General features: G+C 63.2%; 18 protein-coding genes. 7 read left to right on the forward strand and 11 right to left on the reverse strand.

Annotated features, from left to right (window positions below; translation table 11 throughout):
- Nucleotides 1-88 precede the first annotated feature (88 nt).
- Nucleotides 89-1306, reverse strand: a complete 1218-nt coding sequence (locus LBW87_RS02590; RefSeq protein WP_225199858.1) for an aromatic amino acid transaminase — start codon at nucleotides 1304-1306, stop codon at nucleotides 89-91.
- A gap of 339 nt (nucleotides 1307-1645) precedes the next feature.
- Between LBW87_RS02590 and uvrB the strand changes: the two genes are divergently transcribed.
- Entirely contained in the window at nucleotides 1646-3727 is a 2082-nt protein-coding gene (gene uvrB / locus LBW87_RS02595; protein WP_225199859.1) for an excinuclease ABC subunit UvrB, read from the forward strand.
- A gap of 96 nt (nucleotides 3728-3823) precedes the next feature.
- Complete coding sequence (locus LBW87_RS02600) at nucleotides 3824-4618, forward strand: uracil-DNA glycosylase (RefSeq protein WP_225199860.1); 795 nt, start codon at nucleotides 3824-3826, stop codon at nucleotides 4616-4618.
- A gap of 227 nt (nucleotides 4619-4845) precedes the next feature.
- Here the strand turns inward: LBW87_RS02600 and LBW87_RS02605 are convergent, their stop codons facing one another.
- On the reverse strand, nucleotides 4846-5097 hold the full coding sequence (locus LBW87_RS02605; protein WP_225199861.1) for a hypothetical protein: 252 nt from the start codon (nucleotides 5095-5097) through the stop codon (nucleotides 4846-4848).
- Between the two features lie 103 nt (nucleotides 5098-5200).
- Here LBW87_RS02605 and LBW87_RS02610 point away from each other — a divergent pair, with 103 nt between their 5' ends.
- Nucleotides 5201-6139 carry a LysR substrate-binding domain-containing protein gene (locus LBW87_RS02610; protein WP_225199862.1) on the forward strand — a complete coding sequence of 313 codons (939 nt, stop codon included), beginning with the start codon at nucleotides 5201-5203 and terminating at the stop codon, nucleotides 6137-6139.
- Between the two features lie 37 nt (nucleotides 6140-6176).
- On the opposite strand, the gene LBW87_RS02615 is transcribed toward LBW87_RS02610, so the two are convergent.
- From LBW87_RS02615 to LBW87_RS23835, 5 genes are all read right to left on the reverse strand, one after another.
- Entirely contained in the window at nucleotides 6177-6494 is a 318-nt protein-coding gene (locus LBW87_RS02615) for a putative quinol monooxygenase (protein WP_225199863.1), read from the reverse strand.
- A gap of 69 nt (nucleotides 6495-6563) precedes the next feature.
- On the reverse strand, nucleotides 6564-7505 hold the full coding sequence (locus LBW87_RS02620) for a metal ABC transporter substrate-binding protein (protein ID WP_225199864.1): 942 nt from the start codon (nucleotides 7503-7505) through the stop codon (nucleotides 6564-6566).
- A gap of 20 nt (nucleotides 7506-7525) precedes the next feature.
- On the reverse strand, nucleotides 7526-8416 hold the full coding sequence (locus LBW87_RS02625; RefSeq protein WP_225199865.1) for a metal ABC transporter permease: 891 nt from the start codon (nucleotides 8414-8416) through the stop codon (nucleotides 7526-7528).
- Nucleotides 8413-9222, reverse strand: a complete 810-nt coding sequence (locus LBW87_RS02630) for a metal ABC transporter ATP-binding protein (RefSeq protein WP_225199866.1) — start codon at nucleotides 9220-9222, stop codon at nucleotides 8413-8415. Before LBW87_RS02630 ends, LBW87_RS02625 begins: the two co-directional genes overlap by 4 nt.
- A complete protein-coding gene (locus LBW87_RS23835) occupies nucleotides 9219-9353 on the reverse strand; it encodes a hypothetical protein (protein WP_265112836.1) in 135 nt (44 codons plus the stop codon). The genes LBW87_RS02630 and LBW87_RS23835 overlap by 4 nt, the downstream gene beginning before the upstream one ends.
- 194 nt (nucleotides 9354-9547) lie before the next feature.
- Between LBW87_RS23835 and LBW87_RS02635 the strand changes: the two genes are divergently transcribed.
- The 4 genes from LBW87_RS02635 to LBW87_RS02650 are packed head-to-tail and all read left to right on the forward strand — an operon-like array spanning nucleotide 9548 to nucleotide 12938.
- The gene (locus LBW87_RS02635; RefSeq protein ID WP_225199867.1) at nucleotides 9548-10165 is read left to right on the forward strand and encodes a DUF2796 domain-containing protein; all 618 of its coding nucleotides are present in this window, start codon (nucleotides 9548-9550) and stop codon (nucleotides 10163-10165) included.
- A 10-nt stretch (nucleotides 10166-10175) separates the two neighbouring features.
- Entirely contained in the window at nucleotides 10176-10892 is a 717-nt protein-coding gene (locus LBW87_RS02640) for an ATP-binding cassette domain-containing protein (protein ID WP_225199868.1), read from the forward strand.
- Nucleotides 10889-12166: an ABC transporter permease gene (locus LBW87_RS02645; protein WP_225199869.1), complete on the forward strand. Its 1278-nt coding sequence runs from the start codon at nucleotides 10889-10891 to the stop codon at nucleotides 12164-12166. The genes LBW87_RS02640 and LBW87_RS02645 overlap by 4 nt, the downstream gene beginning before the upstream one ends.
- Before the next feature lie 7 nt (nucleotides 12167-12173).
- Nucleotides 12174-12938 (forward strand): DUF3299 domain-containing protein, encoded by a 765-nt coding sequence (locus tag LBW87_RS02650; protein WP_225199870.1) that lies wholly within the window; start codon nucleotides 12174-12176, stop codon nucleotides 12936-12938.
- A gap of 1044 nt (nucleotides 12939-13982) precedes the next feature.
- Here LBW87_RS02650 and LBW87_RS02655 read toward each other — a convergent pair.
- The 4 genes from LBW87_RS02655 to LBW87_RS02670 all read right to left on the reverse strand — a co-directional run bounded on the left by LBW87_RS02655 (nucleotide 13983) and on the right by LBW87_RS02670 (nucleotide 18446).
- Nucleotides 13983-14648: a DUF2026 family protein gene (locus LBW87_RS02655; protein WP_225199871.1), complete on the reverse strand. Its 666-nt coding sequence runs from the start codon at nucleotides 14646-14648 to the stop codon at nucleotides 13983-13985.
- A gap of 495 nt (nucleotides 14649-15143) precedes the next feature.
- Nucleotides 15144-15455: a hypothetical protein gene (locus tag LBW87_RS02660; protein ID WP_225199872.1), complete on the reverse strand. Its 312-nt coding sequence runs from the start codon at nucleotides 15453-15455 to the stop codon at nucleotides 15144-15146.
- A 369-nt stretch (nucleotides 15456-15824) separates the two neighbouring features.
- Entirely contained in the window at nucleotides 15825-17015 is a 1191-nt protein-coding gene (locus tag LBW87_RS02665) for a M20 aminoacylase family protein (RefSeq protein ID WP_225199873.1), read from the reverse strand.
- Between the two features lie 21 nt (nucleotides 17016-17036).
- A complete protein-coding gene (locus LBW87_RS02670) occupies nucleotides 17037-18446 on the reverse strand; it encodes a M20 family metallopeptidase (RefSeq protein ID WP_225199874.1) in 1410 nt (469 codons plus the stop codon).
- Between the last annotated feature and the right edge of the window lie 14 nt (nucleotides 18447-18460).

Raw genomic sequence — 18460 nt, forward strand, 5'->3', positions numbered from 1 at the left:
ACAGCTGAGAAAAAGATTATGACGGGATTTTTGCTTCTTGTCAAAAACTTTTTATCAAAAATGCCCCTCTTTCGAGGGACATTCCACCTTACAGCACCTTGGCGATGGCAGCGACGACGTTGTCGATGTTCTTGGTGTTCAATGCCGCCACGCAGATGCGGCCGGTATCGACGGCGTAGATCGAGAACTCGTTGCGCAGACGGTCGACCTGCGGCTTGGTCAGGCCCGAATACGAGAACATGCCGCGTTGCTTGATCACGAAGTCGAAGTCGTGCGCCGGGGCTTGTTCCTTCAGCTTGGCCACCAGCAACTGGCGCATTTCGCGGATACGTACGCGCATCTCGGCCAGTTCGTCCTCCCACAGCTTGCGCAGCTCTGGCGATGCCAGTGCGGTCGCCACTACCTGGCCACCATGGATCGGCGGATTGGAATAGTTGGTGCGCACCACGCGCTTCAACTGCGACAGCACGCGCGCGGCTTCTTCGGCGCTGGCGCCGACGATGGACAAGGCGCCGACGCGCTCGCCATAGAGCGAGAACGACTTCGAGAACGAGTTCGAGACGAACAGCGGGCCACCGGCCTCGGCGAAGCGACGCACGACCTTGCCGTCTTCTTCGATGCCATCACCGAAACCCTGGTAAGCCATGTCGAGGAAAGGCACCAGGCCGCGCGAAGTCACCACTTCGATGACCTCGGTCCATTGGTCGGCGCTCAGGTCGGCGCCGGTCGGGTTGTGGCAGCAGGCGTGCAGCAGCACCACCGAACCGGCCTTCATGGTCTTGAGCGCGTCCAGCATGCCGGCAAAGTTCACGCCGCGCGTGGCTGCATCATAGTAAGGATAGGCGCTGACCTTGAAGCCGGCCATCTCGAACAGGGCGCGGTGGTTTTCCCAGCTTGGGTCGCTGATCCAGACTTCGGTGCCAGCCGGCGAGAAATGCTTGAGGAAGTCGGCGCCCAGCTTCAGTGCGCCGGTACCGCCCAGCGCCTGCACGGTGATCGCGCGTTTTTCGGTGACCACGGCGCTGCTGGCGCCAAACACCAGATCTTGCACCGCGCGGTCGTAAGTGGCCAGGCCGTCGATCGGCAGGTAGGTACGGGGCGCCAGCTTGGCGGCCAGCTCTGCCTCGGCACGACGCACGCATTGCAGCAGCGGCACCTTGCCATTGTCGTCATAGTAGACGCCCACGCCGAGGTTGGTCTTGGCCGGATTCTGGTCGGCGTTATAGGCATCGGTCACGCCCAGGATCGGGTCGCGCGGCGCCATTTCAATGGCAGAGAACAGGGAGGCAGAGGCGGGTGCGGTCATCGTGATAACATGAAAAGTTAGCTGCAACGAGGCGCTGCAGTAAAGGGGAGAATGCAGGAAGGTTGCCGACCCTGCACCGTTTTGCAACATCGCATTCTAACAAATGTCGCACGCCAATTACAGATACAAACAGCCGATGGCGCATGCCGAATCTGCATCTACACCTGCAAAAACGGCATGTATCAACGGCCTGTCGCGCTTGAAGAAACAATAGTCGGTAATATTTAGAATCGTAGAACATCAAGAACAACCCGCGTTTCCATCTTGCAATGCCCGTTGGCGGGCGTGCTGCGCACCGAATTCAGGCAATCCCCCAATCCACGCAGGTTACCGATCATCATGGCCGAACTGACCCCAATTACCCCCGAGCTCGACGATAGCAAGTTCATCACCTTTCCCGACTCGCCCTTCAAGCTGTACCAGGTGTTTCCGCCTGCCGGCGACCAGCCGGCCGCGATCGACAAGCTGGTCGAGGGCGTCAAGGACGGCCTGTTCTTCCAGACCCTGCTGGGGGTGACCGGATCTGGCAAGACCTACACCATGGCCAATACCATCGCCCGCCTGGGACGGCCGGCCATCGTGTTCGCGCCCAACAAGACGCTGGCGGCGCAGCTCTACAGCGAATTCCGTGAGTTCTTCCCGCATAACTCGGTGGAATACTTCGTTAGTTACTACGACTACTACCAGCCGGAAGCCTACGTCCCGCAGCGCGACCTGTTCATCGAGAAGGACTCCTCGATCAACGAACACATCGAGCAGATGCGGCTGTCGTGCACCAAGTCGCTGATGGAGCGGCGCGACGTAGTGATCGTGGCGACCGTGTCGGCCATCTACGGTATCGGTAACCCCAACGAATACCACCAGATGATCCTGACCCTGCGCGCCAAGGACAAGGTATCGCAGCGCGACGTCATCGCGCGCCTGATCCAGATGCAGTACAAGCGCAATGAAACCGACTTCGGGCGCGGCACCTTCCGGGTGCGGGGCGACACCATCGACGTGTTCCCCGCCGAGCATGCCGAACTGGCGGTGCGCATCGAGACCTTCGACGACGAAATCGACAGCCTGCAACTGTTCGATCCGCTCACCGGCCGCGTGCGCCAGAAAATCCCGCGCTTCACCATCTACCCCGGTTCGCACTATGTGACGCCGCGCGCCACCGTGTTGCGCGCCATCGAAACCATCAAGGAGGAGTTGCGCGACCGGCTGGAGTTCTTCCGTAAAGAGAACAAGCTGATCGAAGAGCAGCGGCTGGAGCAGCGCACCCGCTTCGATCTCGAGATGATGACCGAGATCGGTTTCACCAAGGGCATCGAGAACTATTCGCGCCACCTGTCGGGCAGCAAACCGGGCGATCCGCCGCCGACGCTGGTGGATTACCTGCCGCCGGATGCCTTGATGTTCCTCGACGAGTCGCACGTGCTGATCGGCCAGTTGAACGGCATGTACAACGGCGACCGGGCACGCAAGGTGAATCTGGTCGACTATGGCTTCCGCCTGCCATCGGCGCTCGACAACCGGCCGCTCAAGTTCGACGAATTCCAGGGCAAGATGCGCCAGACCATCTTCGTCTCAGCCACCCCGGCCGACTTCGAGAACACCCATGCCGACCAGGTGGTGGAGCAAGTGGTGCGCCCCACCGGACTGGTCGATCCGATCATCTCGGTGCGCCCCGCCACCACCCAGGTCGACGACCTGATGCAGGAGATCACCGACCGCGTGGCCAAGGATGAGCGGGTGCTGGTGACCACGCTGACCAAGCGCATGGCCGAGCAATTGACCGAGTTCCTGTCGGACAACGGCATCAAGGTGCGCTATCTGCACAGCGACATCGATACCGTCGAGCGGGTCGAGATCATTCGCGACCTGCGCCTGGGCACCTTCGATGTGGTGGTCGGCATCAACCTGCTGCGCGAGGGCCTGGATATTCCCGAAGTGTCGCTGGTGGCGATCCTGGATGCCGACAAGGAAGGCTTCCTGCGTTCCGAGCGCAGCCTGATCCAGACCATCGGTCGCGCCGCGCGTAACCTCAACGGCATGGCGATCCTGTATGGCGACCGGGTTACCGATTCGATGCACAAGGCGATCGACGAGACCGAGCGCCGTCGCGCAAAACAGGTGGCCTTCAACGAAGCCAACGGCATCACCCCGACCGGCATCAAGAAGGAAATCCGCGAACTGATCGATGGCGTCTTCAATCCCTCCGAAGCACGCGCCGAACTGATGGTGGCGCAAGAGCAGAAGAACTATGAGGCCATGAGCGAGAAGCAGATCAGTAAAGAGATCAAGCGCCTCGAAAAGCAGATGCAGGATCATGCCAAGAACCTGGAATTCGAGAAGGCGGCGGCGGCGCGCGACCAGTTGCAACTGCTCAAGCAGCAGTTGTTCGGCGCCTCGGGCAGCGATTCGGCAGTGGCGTGACCGGTTTCGCCCACCGGGCCTCAATGGGCTCGGTGGCTTTATCGGCAGCCGGCCCAACCCTCGCTATAATGCCGCCACCTCAAAAGACGGCAAGCCATGACGACAACCCTCCCCGCCAATCTCCTCGCGCTGATCCAGAGCGCCGACCCTTCCTGGCACGCCGCCTTGCGTGACGGCCTGGACGCCATCGCAACAGCCGACCCCGCCTATCTTGCGCTGCTGGCGCAGGACGACTACCTGCCCACCGAAGGCCGCCTGTTCGCTGCATTCGCGCAACCGATCGACCAGGTACGTTATGTCTTGGTGGGTGAAGGCCCCTACCCGCGCGCGGCCAGCGCCACCGGGGTGTGCTTCATGGATGGCGCGGTGGGTTCGCTATGGTCCGACAAGGGCTTGTCCAAGCAGGTCAATCGCGCCACCTCGCTGCGCAACTTCATGAAGATGCTGCTGGTCGCCGACGGTTCGCTGCAGCCCGGCAACACCGCCGGCGATGCGCTGGCAGGCGTGGCGGCGCAAGCCACGGTCGATGGCGCTGGCACCATCCAGACACTGGCCGAGTTGCAGCACAACCTGACCGCGCACGGCTTTCTGTTGCTCAATGCCAGCCTGGTGTTTCGACCCCATGTGGCGCCGGTGAAAGACGCCCGCGCCTGGAAACCATTCTTCGAGACCGTATTGCAGGCGCTCGCCGAGCATGCCAGCCGACAGGGCACGGCCGCGCCGACGCTGGTGTTGTGGGGCAAGATCGCCGAACAATTGCACAGCCTGCCGCTGGTGCAGCGTTTTCCACGGGCCGTGGCCGAACACCCGTACAACCTCAGCTTCATCGAGCATCAGGGCATGCAGGACCTGTTCGGCGCCATGCGCCTGCTGGAAAAACGCCCCGCCTGAGGCCGGGACGGTCGGACTGGTCCGACCGGTCGTGCCCATAAACGACAAATCCCCGCACGGGCGGGGATTGGCTGGTGTTACGGGTACGACTGTTTGATGGATGCTACCGTTGCCGACTGGCCTGGCGGCTCCGCAATCCGGAGCCGGCGACATGACGCGTGGCCTGATTCTTTCCTGACAACTTCTACAACTTCCCGATGACATCGCGGGAACGACAATTTACTTCATCAGACCTTCGCGCCCAGCACCATCAATGCATACAGGTGAGCACGTTCGCGTTGCAGCAGGCGTTGTTCCAGTTCGTCATGGTTGGTCACGCCGGCAAACAGGGCAGCTTCTTGCTGATCAGCAACAAACTCGACCGGCTTCAGCGCATGGGCGTTGACGATGCTCTGGATGGCAAAACGGACCAGCTCGACCAGGCTGCGCAAATTGTTAGAAAAACCGGCATCTTTGACAAGTACACTTACGGTGTTCATGATCTTCTCTCACTGTTAAACGTTTCGGTGATTGAAGAATAAGGTCGAGCCTGTCTTTTGCAAAGCAACATTTTCCGACACCACTATAAGTTTTTCTTACATCATGTCGTCTTCCCTGCCACCGCTCAAGACCCTGAGAGTATTCGAAGCCGCCGTGCGCACCCGCAGCCTGACCCAGGCGGCGCATGAATTGTTCATCACCCACAGTGCGGTCAGCCAACAGATCAAGTTGCTGGAGGAATACTTCGGCCAGCCGTTGTTTTCGCGTCAGTCCCGTGGCGTGGAACCAACAGAGGCGGCCCTGCTGTTCTATGCCGAGGTCAAGGCCAGCCTGGACCGCATCGCGCTGGCGGCCGAGCAATTGTCAATGGCCGGGCAAAGCCGCGTGGTGCGCCTCATCGCCGCGCCATCGGTGGCCATGCGCTGGCTGATTCCGCGGCTGTCCCAGTTCCAGATCGACAATCCGCGCATCGAGGTGCGGGTCACCACCACCATGTCCGAGTACTTCGAGGACGTCAAAGACCCGTTCGACGTCATCCTGTGGCGCAGCCCGCTGGTACGCAGCGGCTACGAATGCGTACGCTTCCTGGATGACGTGTCGGTGCCGCTGGCCTCGCCCCACTTTCTCGAGCTACACCCGATCAAGGTGCCGCGCGACCTGGTCGAAGTGCCGCTGATCCACCTGTCGAGCCGGGCCGCAGCCTGGTCGCAGTGGCTGGGCAAGGCCGGCGTGGCGGTGCGCAAGAAGATGCCCGGCACCGTCTATGAACACTTCTTCCTCAGCTTGCAGGCGGCCGCCACCGATCTGGGCGTGGCCATGGGCACGCTGGCGCTGGTCGACGACGACCTGGCGCATGGGCGCCTGGTGCAACTGTTTCCGGAGGTGGTATTGCATGGGGAAGGATTCCACATGATGTATCGCAGCGCGGCCGAATCGAATCCGGCGCTCAAGACCTTCATCACCTGGCTCGCGCAGATGGGCCAGGCCTCCGCCTATGATGCCGAGCGCACCCATGCGGCGGACTTCCCGGGCGAACACTGAGCGTGTCCCGGCCCGGGCAGGCCCGGCGGGCCGACAATCAATCGGCCGACTTGAGGATATGCACCGCGCGCTCGGCGATCAGGTCCTTGGACTTCTCGCGATAATCGGTCATGTGCGGCAACGTGAAATGCAGGCGCAACGCGTCTTCGCTGGCCCACTTCTCGACGAAGGCAAAGGTGTCCGGCCCCATCGGCGCCTGGGATGGGCCGAAACCATCGACGTCGACGGTCAGGCCATACTCGATGCATCCCTCTTCGGCGCGCACCGCAGCCAGGTTGGCGCGGGCGATCGCCAGCAGTTCTTCGCGCTTGCCAGGCTTGGCGGTGATGATGGCCACGACGGTAACGATGCTCATGCTTGTCTTCTCCTTGTTAGAAATGCGTTCCGGTTCAACGGGCACCAAGCATACGCGATTTGACGTGACTCAGTTCAGGCGGATCTTTTCCAGCAACTGCTTGATGTTGTAGCGCATCAGGCTGAGGTAATCGGGCGCCGGCCCGGTGCTGCCCGACAAGGCGTCGGCATACAGCTTGCCGCCGGGCGTGACGCCTGCCTCGCGGGCGATCTGCTCCAGCAGTCGCGGGTTGCTCATGTTCTCGAAGAACAATGCGCGGATCTTTTCGCTGCGGATCTGGCGGATCAGGCCCGCCACTTCACGCGCGCTCGGCTCGCTGTCGGTAGACACGCCCTGGGCCGCCAGGAAGCGCACCTTGTAATGCGCGCCGAAATACTCGAAGGCGTCATGCGAGGTGATGACGCGGCGCTTGGCCTGGGGAATCTGCGCAAACTGCTGGATCGCCCAGCGATCGAGTTCTTCGATCTGGGCGATATAGGCCTGGGCATTGCGACGATATGCGTCCGCGCCGCTGGGATCGAGCGCGACCAGGGCGGCGGCGATGTTGTTGACATAGACCACCACATTGCGGGGGTCTTGCCAGGCGTGCGGGTCGTTGCTGCCGTGATGGTGATGGTCGTGATCATGGCCGGCTTCTTCATGCTCGTCATGCTCCTCGACACGGGCACGGGGCTTGATGCCGGCCGAGGCCGTCACGATGCTGCCGCGATAACCGGCCGATTGGGTCAGGCGCTCGGTCCAGCCTTCGAAACCGAGGCCGTTGATCACCACCAGGCGGGCGCGTGCCACGGCCTTGATATCGGCCGGGGCCGGCTGGAACACGTGGGCGTCCTGGTCGGGGCCGACCAGGGCGGTGACGGCGATGCGATCACCACCGACCCGGGCCACAATATCGCCCAGGATGCTGAAACTGGCCACCACCGGGATGCGCTCGGCAGCCAGCGCCGGCAGCGCGGCGCCGGCCAGGAGGCTGACCAGCAGGCCAGTCGTGAATCGACGAAGAATGTTCATAAGGACTCCAGGAAGAAAATTCAGCCCTGCAGATGCGGGCGGCGCAGCAGGCGCGGCAACCAGCCGCGCGGCGCAAACAGCAGCGACAGCGCGTAGAACACGCCGGCACAGACGATGATCACCGGGCCCGACGGCACCGAGGCGTAATACGACAGCAACAAGCCGAAATAACCGGCGGCGGCGGCCTGCAGCACGCTGTTGCACAGTTGCGCCGGCAAGGTGTCGTGCCACAAGCGGGCCGATACGGCCGGCAACATCATCAGGCCGACCGCCATCAACGTGCCCAGCGTCTGGAACGAAGCCACCAGGTTGAGCACCACCAGCATCAGGAAGGCCTGCTGGTACCAGGCGCCGCCGCGCCGCGCGCCGCGCCCCACCGCCATGAACGCCGGATCGAAGCTTTCCAGCAGCAGGCCGCGATACAAGGCCGCAATGGCCAGCACACTCACGCTGGCCACGCCGGCGATCAGCAGCAAGCCTTCGCTATCGACGCCCAGCACGTTGCCGAACAGGATATGCAGCAGATCGAGCTGGGTGCCGTGGCGAGAAATCAGGATCACGCCCAGCGCCAGCGCCACCACGTAGATGGCGGCCATGCTGGCGTCTTCCTTGAGTTCGGTATGGCGGCTGATCCACCCGGCCAGCGCCACCACCAGCACGCCGGCGGCAAAGCCACCCACGCTCAAGGCCGGCAACGACAAACCGAAGAAGATGAAGCCCACCGCCACCCCGGGCAGCACGGCGTGGCTGAGGGCCTCGCCGAACAGGCTCATGCGGCGCAGCGTCAGCAGCACGCCCAGTGGCGCACTGCCCAGCGCCAGCGCAAAGGCCGCCACCAGCGCCCGGCGCATGAACGAGAATTCCTGGAACGGGGCGATGGCAAATTGGTGAAACGCGGTCCACAGCATCATTGCAGGCCACCATGCCGGTGATCGCCATGGGCGTGCGCGCCTGGTCGGCGGGTCAGCGCCAGCACCTGCTCGGCGTCGACCTGGCATACCCCGGCGCCGTCGTCGACGGCTTCGGCCATGGCGCGTGCGCGCAGCAGGTTGTCGTCGCACAGGACCTCGGCGGTGTCGCCCCAGGCCACCACATTGCGCGCCAGCAGCAGCGTCTGCGGAAACGCCCGGCGCACTTGCTCGTGGTCGTGCAGCACCGCGATCACGGTACGCTCTTCGGCATGCCAGGCGCCGATGATGCGCAGCAGGTCGCTGGTGGTGCGGGCATCGATGGCATTGAAGGGTTCGTCCAGCAGGATCACCTCGGCATCCTGCAGCAGGATGCGCGCAAACAGCACCCGCTGGAACTGTCCCACCGACAGGCTGGACACGGTGCGCCCGGCAAAGCCGTCCAGCCCCACCGCCTGCAGCGAACGACGCGCGCGCTCGATCATCGGTTCGCTGATGCGGCCCCAGTTACCTTGCGCCGCCCAATAACCCAGCAGCACGCAATCGAGCACCGACAGCGGAAAGCTGCGGTCGATCTCTGCCTGCTGCGGCAGATAGGCGATGCGCCGTTCGTCGACATGGGTCACCACCCGCCCGTCATTGCAGCGGATCAGCCCCAGCATGCTCTTGAGCAAGGTGCTCTTGCCGGCGCCATTGGGGCCGACCACCGCCGTCAGCGAACCGCGCGCGAAGGCGCCATTGACGTGGTGCAGCGCCGGATGGCGGCGATAACTGACGGTCAGGTTCTCGAGGGTAATGGCGGCGCTCATGCCTGCCCTCCCAGCGCCCAGGCCACGCCCAGCCACAACAGGGCGCATACGGGCAACACCAGCAGCACGCGCTGCCACCAGGGACTGGCGAGCACGCCATGTTTGAACCAGTGATAATTAAGCCACGACACGACAGGCAACCCGGATAAAGTGATGACAATCTGCAGCGCGACCGGGCCTGGGCATAGTCGCAACCGAGTTGCAAAAGTTAAGAGAAGCCGAATTATAATGCAACGCTGTTGCAGGATGTAACAGGATAGAAATTTTTCTACGGAAAGGGTCACAATGCTGACCTTGTCCGTCAATTCGCAATCGAAAGTCGACCATGTTGCGCAAACTCAGCAAGTTCACTCTCCGCCCATCCACGCTGGCCATGACCGGGCTGTTGCTCGCTGCCGCCCTGGGCGCGGCCTACCAGGCACCGGCGCAGGCGCAAGACGCCCGTGCCGGCAATCATCCGGCGCATGTGCACGGCGTGGCCCGTCTCGACGCGGCGCTCGAAGGCAATACCCTCACCTTTCACCTCGATTCGCCGCTGGCCAATCTGGTCGGTTTCGAACACGTTCCCTCCAGCGCGGCCGACAAGCAGGCCGTCGAGTTGATGGCGCGCACGCTGCGCGATGTGACCCGCATGTTCGCCACCGATGCGGCAGCCGGCTGCAAGATCGCCGAGATCCAGTTGACCTCGCCGGTGCTCACGCCCGCATTGCTGGGTGAAAACGCCCCTGCCACCGGCGAAGCGCCCCCCCGTGACGGCCATGCCGATCTCGACGGCGACTTCACGCTGGTGTGCGCCAGCCCCGGCGCCCTGACGGTGGTCGACGCCAGCCAGTTGCTGGGCGCATTCCCGGGCTTGCAGCGCATCGATGTCCAGCTGGCCACGCCCAAGAAGCAAGGCGCGTTTCAGCTGGCGCCGGGCAACGGCGTGATCCCGATCCAATAAGCGTGACTCCATGACGGCTGCACCGGCCATCTGGCTCAACGACCTGTCCTTCACCTGGCCGCGCCAGGCCGCCCCGGCCCTGGTCCTCGATGACTTACGCGTCGAGGCTGGCCAGCAGGTCTTCGTCAGCGGCCCCAGCGGCAGCGGCAAGAGCACCTTGCTGGCCATCATCGGCGGCATCATCATTGCCCAGCGCGGCAGCGTGAGCGTCCTGGGCCAGCCGCTGCAATCGCTGGCGGCCAGCCGGCGCGACCGTTTCCGGGTCGACCACCTGGGCTTCATCTTCCAGCAATTCAACCTGCTGCCCTATCTCTCGGTGATCGACAACGTGCTGTTGCCGTGCCGCTTCTCGCCCATCCGCCGCGAGCGCGCGTTGCAGCACGCCGATGATCTGCCGCAGGCCGCGCGAGCGCTGCTGGCCAGCCTCGACCTGGCGCCGGCGCTCTGGATGCGCGACGTCGCGCAACTGTCGATCGGCCAGCAGCAACGGGTGGCGGCCGCCCGCGCCCTGATCGGCCGGCCTGACATCATCATCGCCGACGAGCCGACCTCGGCCCTCGACAGCGACCGCCAGCAAGGCTTCCTGGACCTGCTGCAACAGCAGTGCCGGCACAGCGCGTCGGCGCTGGTGTTTGTCAGCCACGACCTGCGGCTGGCGCAGCGCTTCGACACCCGCATCGCGCTTGAGCAGATCAACCGCGCCAGCGCGGCGGAGGACCTGGCATGAAGCTGCTGCTACGCCTGGCCGCGCGCAGCGCCTGGAACCGGCGCTTCACGCTGGGCCTGATGCTGCTGGCCATCGCCCTGTCCACCACCATGTTGCTCGGCATCGAACGGGTGCGCCACGAGCTGCGCGCCGGCTTCGCCCAATCGGTGTCGGGCACCGACCTGGTGGTGGGCGCGCGCACCAGCCCGATCCAGCTGATGCTGTACTCGATCTTCCGTATCGGCGGCGCCACCAACAACATGGGCTGGGACAGCGCCCGGGCGCTGGCGCAGAACCCGGCCGTGGCCTGGACCATCCCGCTGTCGCTGGGCGACTCGCATCGCGGCTTTGCGGTGCTAGCCACCAATGGCGATTACTTCCGCCACTTCCACTACGGCGACGGCCACGCGCTGCAACTGGCGCAAGGACGCCCCTTCGCCGATGTCTTCGACACGGTGCTGGGCGCTGATGTGGCCGAGCGCCTGCACTACCGGCTGGGCGACCATATCGTGCTGTCGCACGGCATGGGCGGGATGGGCGGTCCCCATCTGGCCGAACATGCCGACAAACCCTTTGTGGTGACCGGCATCCTGGCGCGCACCGGCACCCCGGTCGACCGCACGGTGCACATCGGCCTCGATGCCATGCAAGCCATCCATCTCGACTGGGAAGGCGGGGCGCCGCTGCCGGGCCTGCATATCGCCCCCGGCCTGGTCAAGAAGTTCGACCTCACGCCGACCAGCATCACTGCCGTGCTGGTCGGCCTGAAAAGCCGTGCCGCCGTGTTTCGCGTGCAGCGCGACATCGCCGACGGCATCGGCTTCAACGAGCCGCTCATGGCGGTGCTGCCGGGCGTGGCGCTGGACCAGTTGTGGGAGATCGTCGGCATCGGCGAGAACGCCTTGCTGCTGGTCTCGGCCATGGTGGTGGTGGTCGGCCTGGCCGGCCTGGTGGCGGCCATCATGGCCAGCCTGGGCGAGCGCCGGCGCGAACTGGCGATCCTGCGTTCGGTGGGCGCGCGCCCGCTGGATGTCTTCATCCTGCTGTGCATCGAAGGACTGGGCGTGATGCTGGCCGGCGTGGTGGCCGGACTGGCGCTGCTGAGCGGCTTGCTGCTGGTACTGGGCCCGAGCCTGGCGGCGCGCTTTGGCATCCTGCTGCAGGCGGCATGGCCGGCCGCAGGCGAACTACAATTACTCGCCGGGACCGTGGCGGCAGGTTTCGTGGCCAGCCTGCTGCCCGGGCTGCGCGCTTATCGCCTGAGCCTGTCCGACGGCCTTACTCCAAGAATCTGAACCCATCATGAAATCTCTCTACTGGATCGGCGGCATCGTCGCCGCCGGCTTGCTGGTCGGCACGGCGGTGCGCATGATCGGCCATGCCGACGAACCGGCTGCGGCCACCTCCACCGCTGCTCCCGCCCCGTTGCCACCAACGGCAGCGGGCGCCAATGCGCCGGTCGGCTCGGTGCCGGCCGTCACCGCCCGCGCCGACAGCGGCAGCACCGTCGGCGGCGTGGCGCAATACCAGGTGGGCGACCATCTCAAGCAGAGTCCGAGCGTAATGGACCAACCCTACAAGCCGTCCGGCAAGATGGTCGACGGTTTTCGCGAGGTGGCGTGGGAAAGCCTGATCCCGAAAGACTGGGACGCCATGGCGCCCTTCAAGGGCCTGCAGCTGGACCAGCTCGACGACAACGACCCGCGCGCCGCGGCAGCCCTGTGGAAGGCCAAGAAGTACTGGCGCGATGCGCCGGTCGACAAGAGCGTCGAGGGCAATGCGATCCGCATCCCCGGCTTCATCGTGTCGCTCGACCGCGAAGGCGAGGCGCTCAAGGAATTCCTGCTGGTGCCCTACTTCGGCGCCTGCATCCACGTCCCGCCACCACCGGCCAACCAGATCATCCACGTGCGCAGCAGCAAGGCCGTCAAGAACCTGCGCACCATGGACGCGGTATGGATCAGCGGCGTGATCAAGATCGACCATTCCGACACCTCGATGGGCGCCGCCGGCTACAGCATGACAGCCGTCAGCGTGCAACCCTATACCGCGCCGGACAACGGCTGAAGCGGCGGCCATCGCTGCGCCCCGGCTTATGCACAATTTCCGGGGGCAAGCCTGTGCATAGCCGCTGGGTAACCCACTCAAGTCATTGAGCCAAAAGGGAATTTTCGAAACGCTGCAGGCTTGACCCGATCCGGGCGCATCCGTGACCAGCACCGTCGGCGCCTGCGATCGGGGGTGATATCCACATTTTCTGGTGGCAAGCCTGTGGAAAAGCCTTTGAAAACCGACACAAGCAATTGATTTATATGGTTTTTCCATTTGCGCGACAAAGCCGTGCAAATGGCGAAAAAACACCCTTTCACGCTGCCACGGCGCTCGTCTCCCGGCACAAAGATATCCACATTTTCTGGTGGCAAGCCTGTGCAGAACCGCTTGAGAAGTCACTCAAGTCATTGATCCAAAAGCTTATTTTCAATACGAGGCAAGCGGTGGCAGCCCACGTCGCCCGGATATCCACCGGCGCGACGATGACGCCGTGCGCACAGATATGCACAGATTTTGTGTGCAAGACTGTGGAGAACGTTCTGACATCCCGGACAAGTCCTTGATTGGAAAGGCATTTTTGACAACGCCGCAATGTGCGTCAATTCGAGGCAGAAAACAGCGGCAAAGCGCAGCGCGACCGCCCGCGCAGGATATCCACATTTTGTGTGCGCAAGCTTGTGGATAATGCCCTGGCAAGCAGGGCAAGTCATTGATCCAGAAGGGAAATATCATCGAGAGCGACAAATGGGCAGGCGCCCGATCGCAGAACAAAAAAAGGCCCGTGACGACAAGCATCACAGGCCAGATATCTGCAACAGGTACAGAGGAGACAGCAGCGATCTTAGCGCTGGCATATGACGCGTCAATGACAGCTGGCGGTGGCCGATGATGTCACGCCGGCGTCATATGCCTGCGTTATCGTGACGCTTCTGGTGCGGTACATGCAACCGATATGCATGATCGCACGGTGTGTTGGACACTCGTCCAGCACACCCTCCTTACGGGGGCATCGCAGCAGCAGTCGCCCGTCACCCCGCCCGTCCCGCCATTCACACCGACTTACCAGACGCCATCCACCGCCATGCCATTGAGGCGGATGCGGCTGATCTCGCCTTCTGCGCCTTGCAGCGCCAGGTCGTCGGGCATGGACTTGGGTGGCTTGCGGTACCAGTCCAGGCACACTTCCGACAGGTTGGTCAGCGCCTTCTTGGCCATGAACTGCTGCAACATCGTGCGCGTCAGCGCCAGATCGGCCGCCAGGAAGAAATCGCCCGGCGCCGCCAGGTCGGTGTGCGAGGCGCTCATGCGCGCCAGGTTCTTCTGGAACATGCGACGCGGTACCGGCATCGCATGGCCGGCATCGCCCAGCAGTTCCTGGAACACCGGCGCCATGAAGTCGATCGCGTAACCATCGCACTGGACCCAGGCGTGGAAGGCGTCATGGTTGCTGCTGAGCTGGCCGTCATCGGCAATGGCGCCGAACGACAAGGCTGCGCCCTGCTCGCGATCGACCAGGTAGAACGCGGCGCCGGCGACCGGGAAGGCATTGCGTTTGTAGAACTTCTTGAGAATCTGGGCGGCAGTAACGCTAAAGAAGAATGACGCCGCCGGAATATCGGCCTCGACACTGCTCAGGACGGAATGGATGACACGGAAGATGCGCTGATAATCGGCCAGTGGAATCAGCGGGCGCGTGTTGTGCGCGGAGGAAGATGGATTTTGCATGCGATATTTTCGCATGGAAAAGAACCGGCAAGCCGCTGGCTGCTCCCGGGAGTCAACTTCCCACTCCCGCCACGTGACGCGCATTGGACCAACCTTGCAGCTTCACGACTTGCCGTTTCACCCTCAAGAACTACTTCTACAGCTACTACATTTACTGCACCTGCTTAACCAACAAACTGCGGTCATCTCATTTACCGGTAGTTCATTACACATACAGCAACTGCTTTACCTTAACTGTGAAACATCTGACTTACGTCTACTGCCAACTGCAACTACATACTGCCGGTACTGCCACACCACCTACGGAGGCACCACTACTCCCGCGAAGTCATGTTCGTACTGCTCGCTGCGTATTACTCACTGCCTATTACTAACTGCTTACTACCTACTTCCCCGGTCACTCCCCAGCTCCCGGCCCACTACTACCCCCTACAACCTTCCCTTCCCACTCCAGAACCGTGATGGTGCGTTGACACGGTCCTGTCTTTCAATCCTTTAGCCCTGCGAGTCGCGCTGACCATGCAGGAAGCAGGAGCAACTCGACTGATGGTGCGCGGCGCAATGACGCAGCGACTGGCGCAACGCGATATCGCTGTAAACCGGTTCCGCCCCGTTATCGGCGCCTGCGAAGAGCATGGCGGCGACAGGCGCATCCGACTTCAGGGGCACATCGTCGAGCGACACTTCAAGGCGACCCCACTCGCGATCGGTCTTCACGAACAGGTACATCAACACGGTGCAGAACAGCAGATAGCTGATAAACATCAGGGTGATCTCGCCTGGTACGGATTCGGTAATGAAGCTCATGACTTGCTCCTGCTGGTGTGATATTCCAAATGGTCCCACCAGCTTCAGGCACTCCTTCTGCCACTGCGGTGCGTTACAGACCTCGTTTCATTGATGCTCATGTTAGGCATTCGAGTCGCCCCCTACCATCGGGGAATTCCTGAACCGAAACAACAACCATGGCGTGCGCGCCACAGTCGAGAAAAAGAGGAAGAAACGGGAGGAAACGCTTACCGCGCGGAAAAAGAAAAACCCGCCGGGCAATGCCGGGCGGGTTGAAACTCAACGTCCATGTCCAGGAGTGATGAGGAGACGATTCACTATAACCAACAGCCCCCTGGCGGACAACGAAGCAAACGTCATTCCCTTATACCCCCAGGGCATAAACCATCAGCCCGGCCTGGCCGCCAGGTAACGCTCCACCAGTCGCGTCCAGTAGGCCGCGCCCACCGGGATGTTGTCGTCATTGAAGTCGTAGTGGGCGTTGTGCAGCATCGGCTGGCCCTGGCCATTGCCTACCCGCAGGAAGCATCCCGGTCGCTGCTGCAGGTAATAGGCGAAGTCTTCGCTGCCGGCAATCGGGCCGAACGGCGCGATCACATGTTCCGGACCCACCAGTTCTTCGGCCACACTGCGGGCGAATTCGGTTTCGGCGCTGGAGTTGACCAGCACCGGATAACCGCGCAGGTAGTCGATCTCGGCCCGCGCGCCGTAGCTGTCGACGTGCGACGCCACCAGCGCCCGGATCCGTTCTTCCAGCAAAGCCCGGACGTCTTCCTTGAACGAGCGCACGCTGATGTCGAGCGTGGCGTATTCGGGAATCACATTGGAGGCATTGCCGGCATGCAGCGCGCCGACCGTGATGACGGCGGTCTCCATCGGATCGATGTTGCGCGACACCACCGTCTGCAACGCCATCACCAGGCTGGCGGCGGTCACCACCGGATCGACCGACAGATGGGGGCGAGCGGCATGGCTGCCCCGGCCCACGATGCGAATCTTGACGGTGTCGCAGGCGGCCATGAAGGGGCCGCTACGGAACATGAAGGTGCCGGCCGCTACCCCCGGGTGATTGTGGATGCCGAAGATGGCGTCGCAGGGAAAACGCTCGAACAAGCCATCCTCGAGCATCTTCTGCGCGCCGCTGTTGAAGCCGGCCTCTTCCGCCGGCTGGAAGATCAGGTTGAGCGTGCCGTCGAAATTGCGCGTGCGCGCCAGCTGGCGCGCCGCGCCCAGCAGCATCGCGGTGTGCCCGTCATGGCCGCAGGCGTGCATCGTGCCGTGCTTGCCGCTGGCGTAGGGCAAGCCGGTTTCTTCCAGAATCGGCAAGGCGTCCATATCGGCCCGCAAGCCGATGCTGCGTCCGCTGCTACCCACCCGCAGCGTGCCCACCAGGCCGTTGCCGCCGATGTGGCGCGTCACGGCGAAACCCCATTGTTCCAGGCGCGCCGCCACCAGCGCGGCGGTATCGACTTCTTCGAACGACAACTCGGGATGCTGGTGGATGTGGCGGCGGATCTCGACGATCTCGTCCTTGATGTCGGCCAGGTCGGCGACCTGGCACAGATTGGCGTTATTCATTGTGATGATCCCGGGTTCGGTTCAGGCGGTCGCGCGACGCGCCAGCACCTGGCTGCCCTGCTCGGCCAGGTCCCAGAACAGGCCCGCCATCACCTGCAGCGACTCGCGCGAGACGCTGGCCAGTATATGCTCATTGGGCGCGTGCTGTGAGCAGGCCGGATACGAGTGCGGCACCCACAGGGTGGGCAGGCCCAGCGTCTCGGAGAACACGTCGTTGGGCAACGAGCCGCCCAGGTTGGGCAACAGCGTGGGCTTCTTGCCGCTGGTCTCCTGCATCGAGGCCAGCCCCCAGCGCACCCATTCGTCATCCGGATCGAGCCGGGTGGCCGAAAACTGCACGCCGGACAGCGTCACCTCGACATCGTGATAGCCATGCGCATCCAGATGCGCGCGAATGTTGGCGATGAAATTGCGGTCGTCGCTGCCCACCACGAAGCGGATCTGGCAATGCGCGCTGGCGTGACCGGGAATCGCATTGACCGGCGCCTCGGGATTGCCGGTCTTGAAGGCCAGCACTTCCAGCGTGTTCCAGCCGAACACGCGTTCGGCCGGCGTCAGCCCCGGCTCGCCCCACTCGGCGTCGACCTCGGGATCGGTGGCGCCGCCGCCCACGGTCACATCCGCCAATGCATCGCGCACGCTTTGCGGCAAGCTGTCCGGCAACAGGCTGGGCACCCGGATGCGGCCACGGCCATCGACCAGGCAGGCAATCGCATTGGCCAGGCGCACGCCCGGGTTGCGCAGCAAGCCGCCCCAGTTGCCGGAGTGATGCCCACCCTCGCGTGAATTGACCTTGAGATCGAAATTGCAGCCGCCGCGCGAGCCCAGGAACATGGTGGGCGTCGGCGCATTCACGCGTGGCCCGTCGGAGGCGATGAAGACGTCCGCCTTGAGCCGTTCGGCATGCTGGCGGCAGACAGCGTCCAGCCCGGGCGAGCCGGTTTCCTCGCCCATTTCAAGGATCAGCTTGACGTTGTAGCCGAGCCGCCCGCCGCGCACCTTCATGACTTCCTCGAGCGCGGCAAAATTGATGGTGTGCTGGGCCTTGTTGTCGGCAATGCCGCGTCCGTACCAGCGGTCGCCCTCGACCACGATTTCCCATGGAAAAAGGCCTTCGCGCCACTGCTTGTCATACCCGCGCACCACGTCGCCGTGACCATAGGTCAGGACCGTGAAGGCGGCCTGCGGCTCGGTGCGTTCGGCGATCAGGAACGGGGTGCCGCCGGGCAGCGGATTCTCGACCACCTCGGTGCTGAATCCCAGGCCTTGCAGATAGGGCGTAATCTCTTGCTGCAGGTAGGTGTAGAGATGCGGGCGGCTGTCCGGCTCCTGGCTTTCGGAACGGATCGCCACGCGGCGCTTCAGGGTCTGCATGAAACGGCCATCGTCGAAATATGCTGCTACCTGGGCGATGGCTTGTGCTCTGCTCATGTTGCTACTCCTCT

It is taken from the genome of Herbaspirillum sp. alder98 (assembly GCF_020179755.1).
Classification (GTDB): Bacteria; Pseudomonadota; Gammaproteobacteria; order Burkholderiales; family Burkholderiaceae_D; genus Herbaspirillum.

What these genes read in the sequence shown, in the direction of transcription:
- LBW87_RS02590 (WP_225199858.1), bottom strand. Translation starts at nt 1,306, where the DNA reads ATGACCGCACCCGCCTCTGCCTCCCTGTTCTCTGCCATTGAAATGGCG.
- uvrB (WP_225199859.1), top strand. Translation starts at nt 1,646, where the DNA reads ATGGCCGAACTGACCCCAATTACCCCCGAGCTCGACGATAGCAAGTTC.
- LBW87_RS02600 (WP_225199860.1), top strand. Translation starts at nt 3,824, where the DNA reads ATGACGACAACCCTCCCCGCCAATCTCCTCGCGCTGATCCAGAGCGCC.
- LBW87_RS02605 (WP_225199861.1), bottom strand. Translation starts at nt 5,097, where the DNA reads ATGAACACCGTAAGTGTACTTGTCAAAGATGCCGGTTTTTCTAACAAT.
- LBW87_RS02610 (WP_225199862.1), top strand. Translation starts at nt 5,201, where the DNA reads ATGTCGTCTTCCCTGCCACCGCTCAAGACCCTGAGAGTATTCGAAGCC.
- LBW87_RS02615 (WP_225199863.1), bottom strand. Translation starts at nt 6,494, where the DNA reads ATGAGCATCGTTACCGTCGTGGCCATCATCACCGCCAAGCCTGGCAAG.
- LBW87_RS02620 (WP_225199864.1), bottom strand. Translation starts at nt 7,505, where the DNA reads ATGAACATTCTTCGTCGATTCACGACTGGCCTGCTGGTCAGCCTCCTG.
- LBW87_RS02625 (WP_225199865.1), bottom strand. Translation starts at nt 8,416, where the DNA reads ATGATGCTGTGGACCGCGTTTCACCAATTTGCCATCGCCCCGTTCCAG.
- LBW87_RS02630 (WP_225199866.1), bottom strand. Translation starts at nt 9,222, where the DNA reads ATGAGCGCCGCCATTACCCTCGAGAACCTGACCGTCAGTTATCGCCGC.
- LBW87_RS02635 (WP_225199867.1), top strand. Translation starts at nt 9,548, where the DNA reads ATGTTGCGCAAACTCAGCAAGTTCACTCTCCGCCCATCCACGCTGGCC.
- LBW87_RS02640 (WP_225199868.1), top strand. Translation starts at nt 10,176, where the DNA reads ATGACGGCTGCACCGGCCATCTGGCTCAACGACCTGTCCTTCACCTGG.
- LBW87_RS02645 (WP_225199869.1), top strand. Translation starts at nt 10,889, where the DNA reads ATGAAGCTGCTGCTACGCCTGGCCGCGCGCAGCGCCTGGAACCGGCGC.
- LBW87_RS02650 (WP_225199870.1), top strand. Translation starts at nt 12,174, where the DNA reads ATGAAATCTCTCTACTGGATCGGCGGCATCGTCGCCGCCGGCTTGCTG.
- LBW87_RS02655 (WP_225199871.1), bottom strand. Translation starts at nt 14,648, where the DNA reads ATGCAAAATCCATCTTCCTCCGCGCACAACACGCGCCCGCTGATTCCA.
- LBW87_RS02660 (WP_225199872.1), bottom strand. Translation starts at nt 15,455, where the DNA reads ATGAGCTTCATTACCGAATCCGTACCAGGCGAGATCACCCTGATGTTT.
- LBW87_RS02665 (WP_225199873.1), bottom strand. Translation starts at nt 17,015, where the DNA reads ATGAATAACGCCAATCTGTGCCAGGTCGCCGACCTGGCCGACATCAAG.
- LBW87_RS02670 (WP_225199874.1), bottom strand. Translation starts at nt 18,446, where the DNA reads ATGAGCAGAGCACAAGCCATCGCCCAGGTAGCAGCATATTTCGACGAT.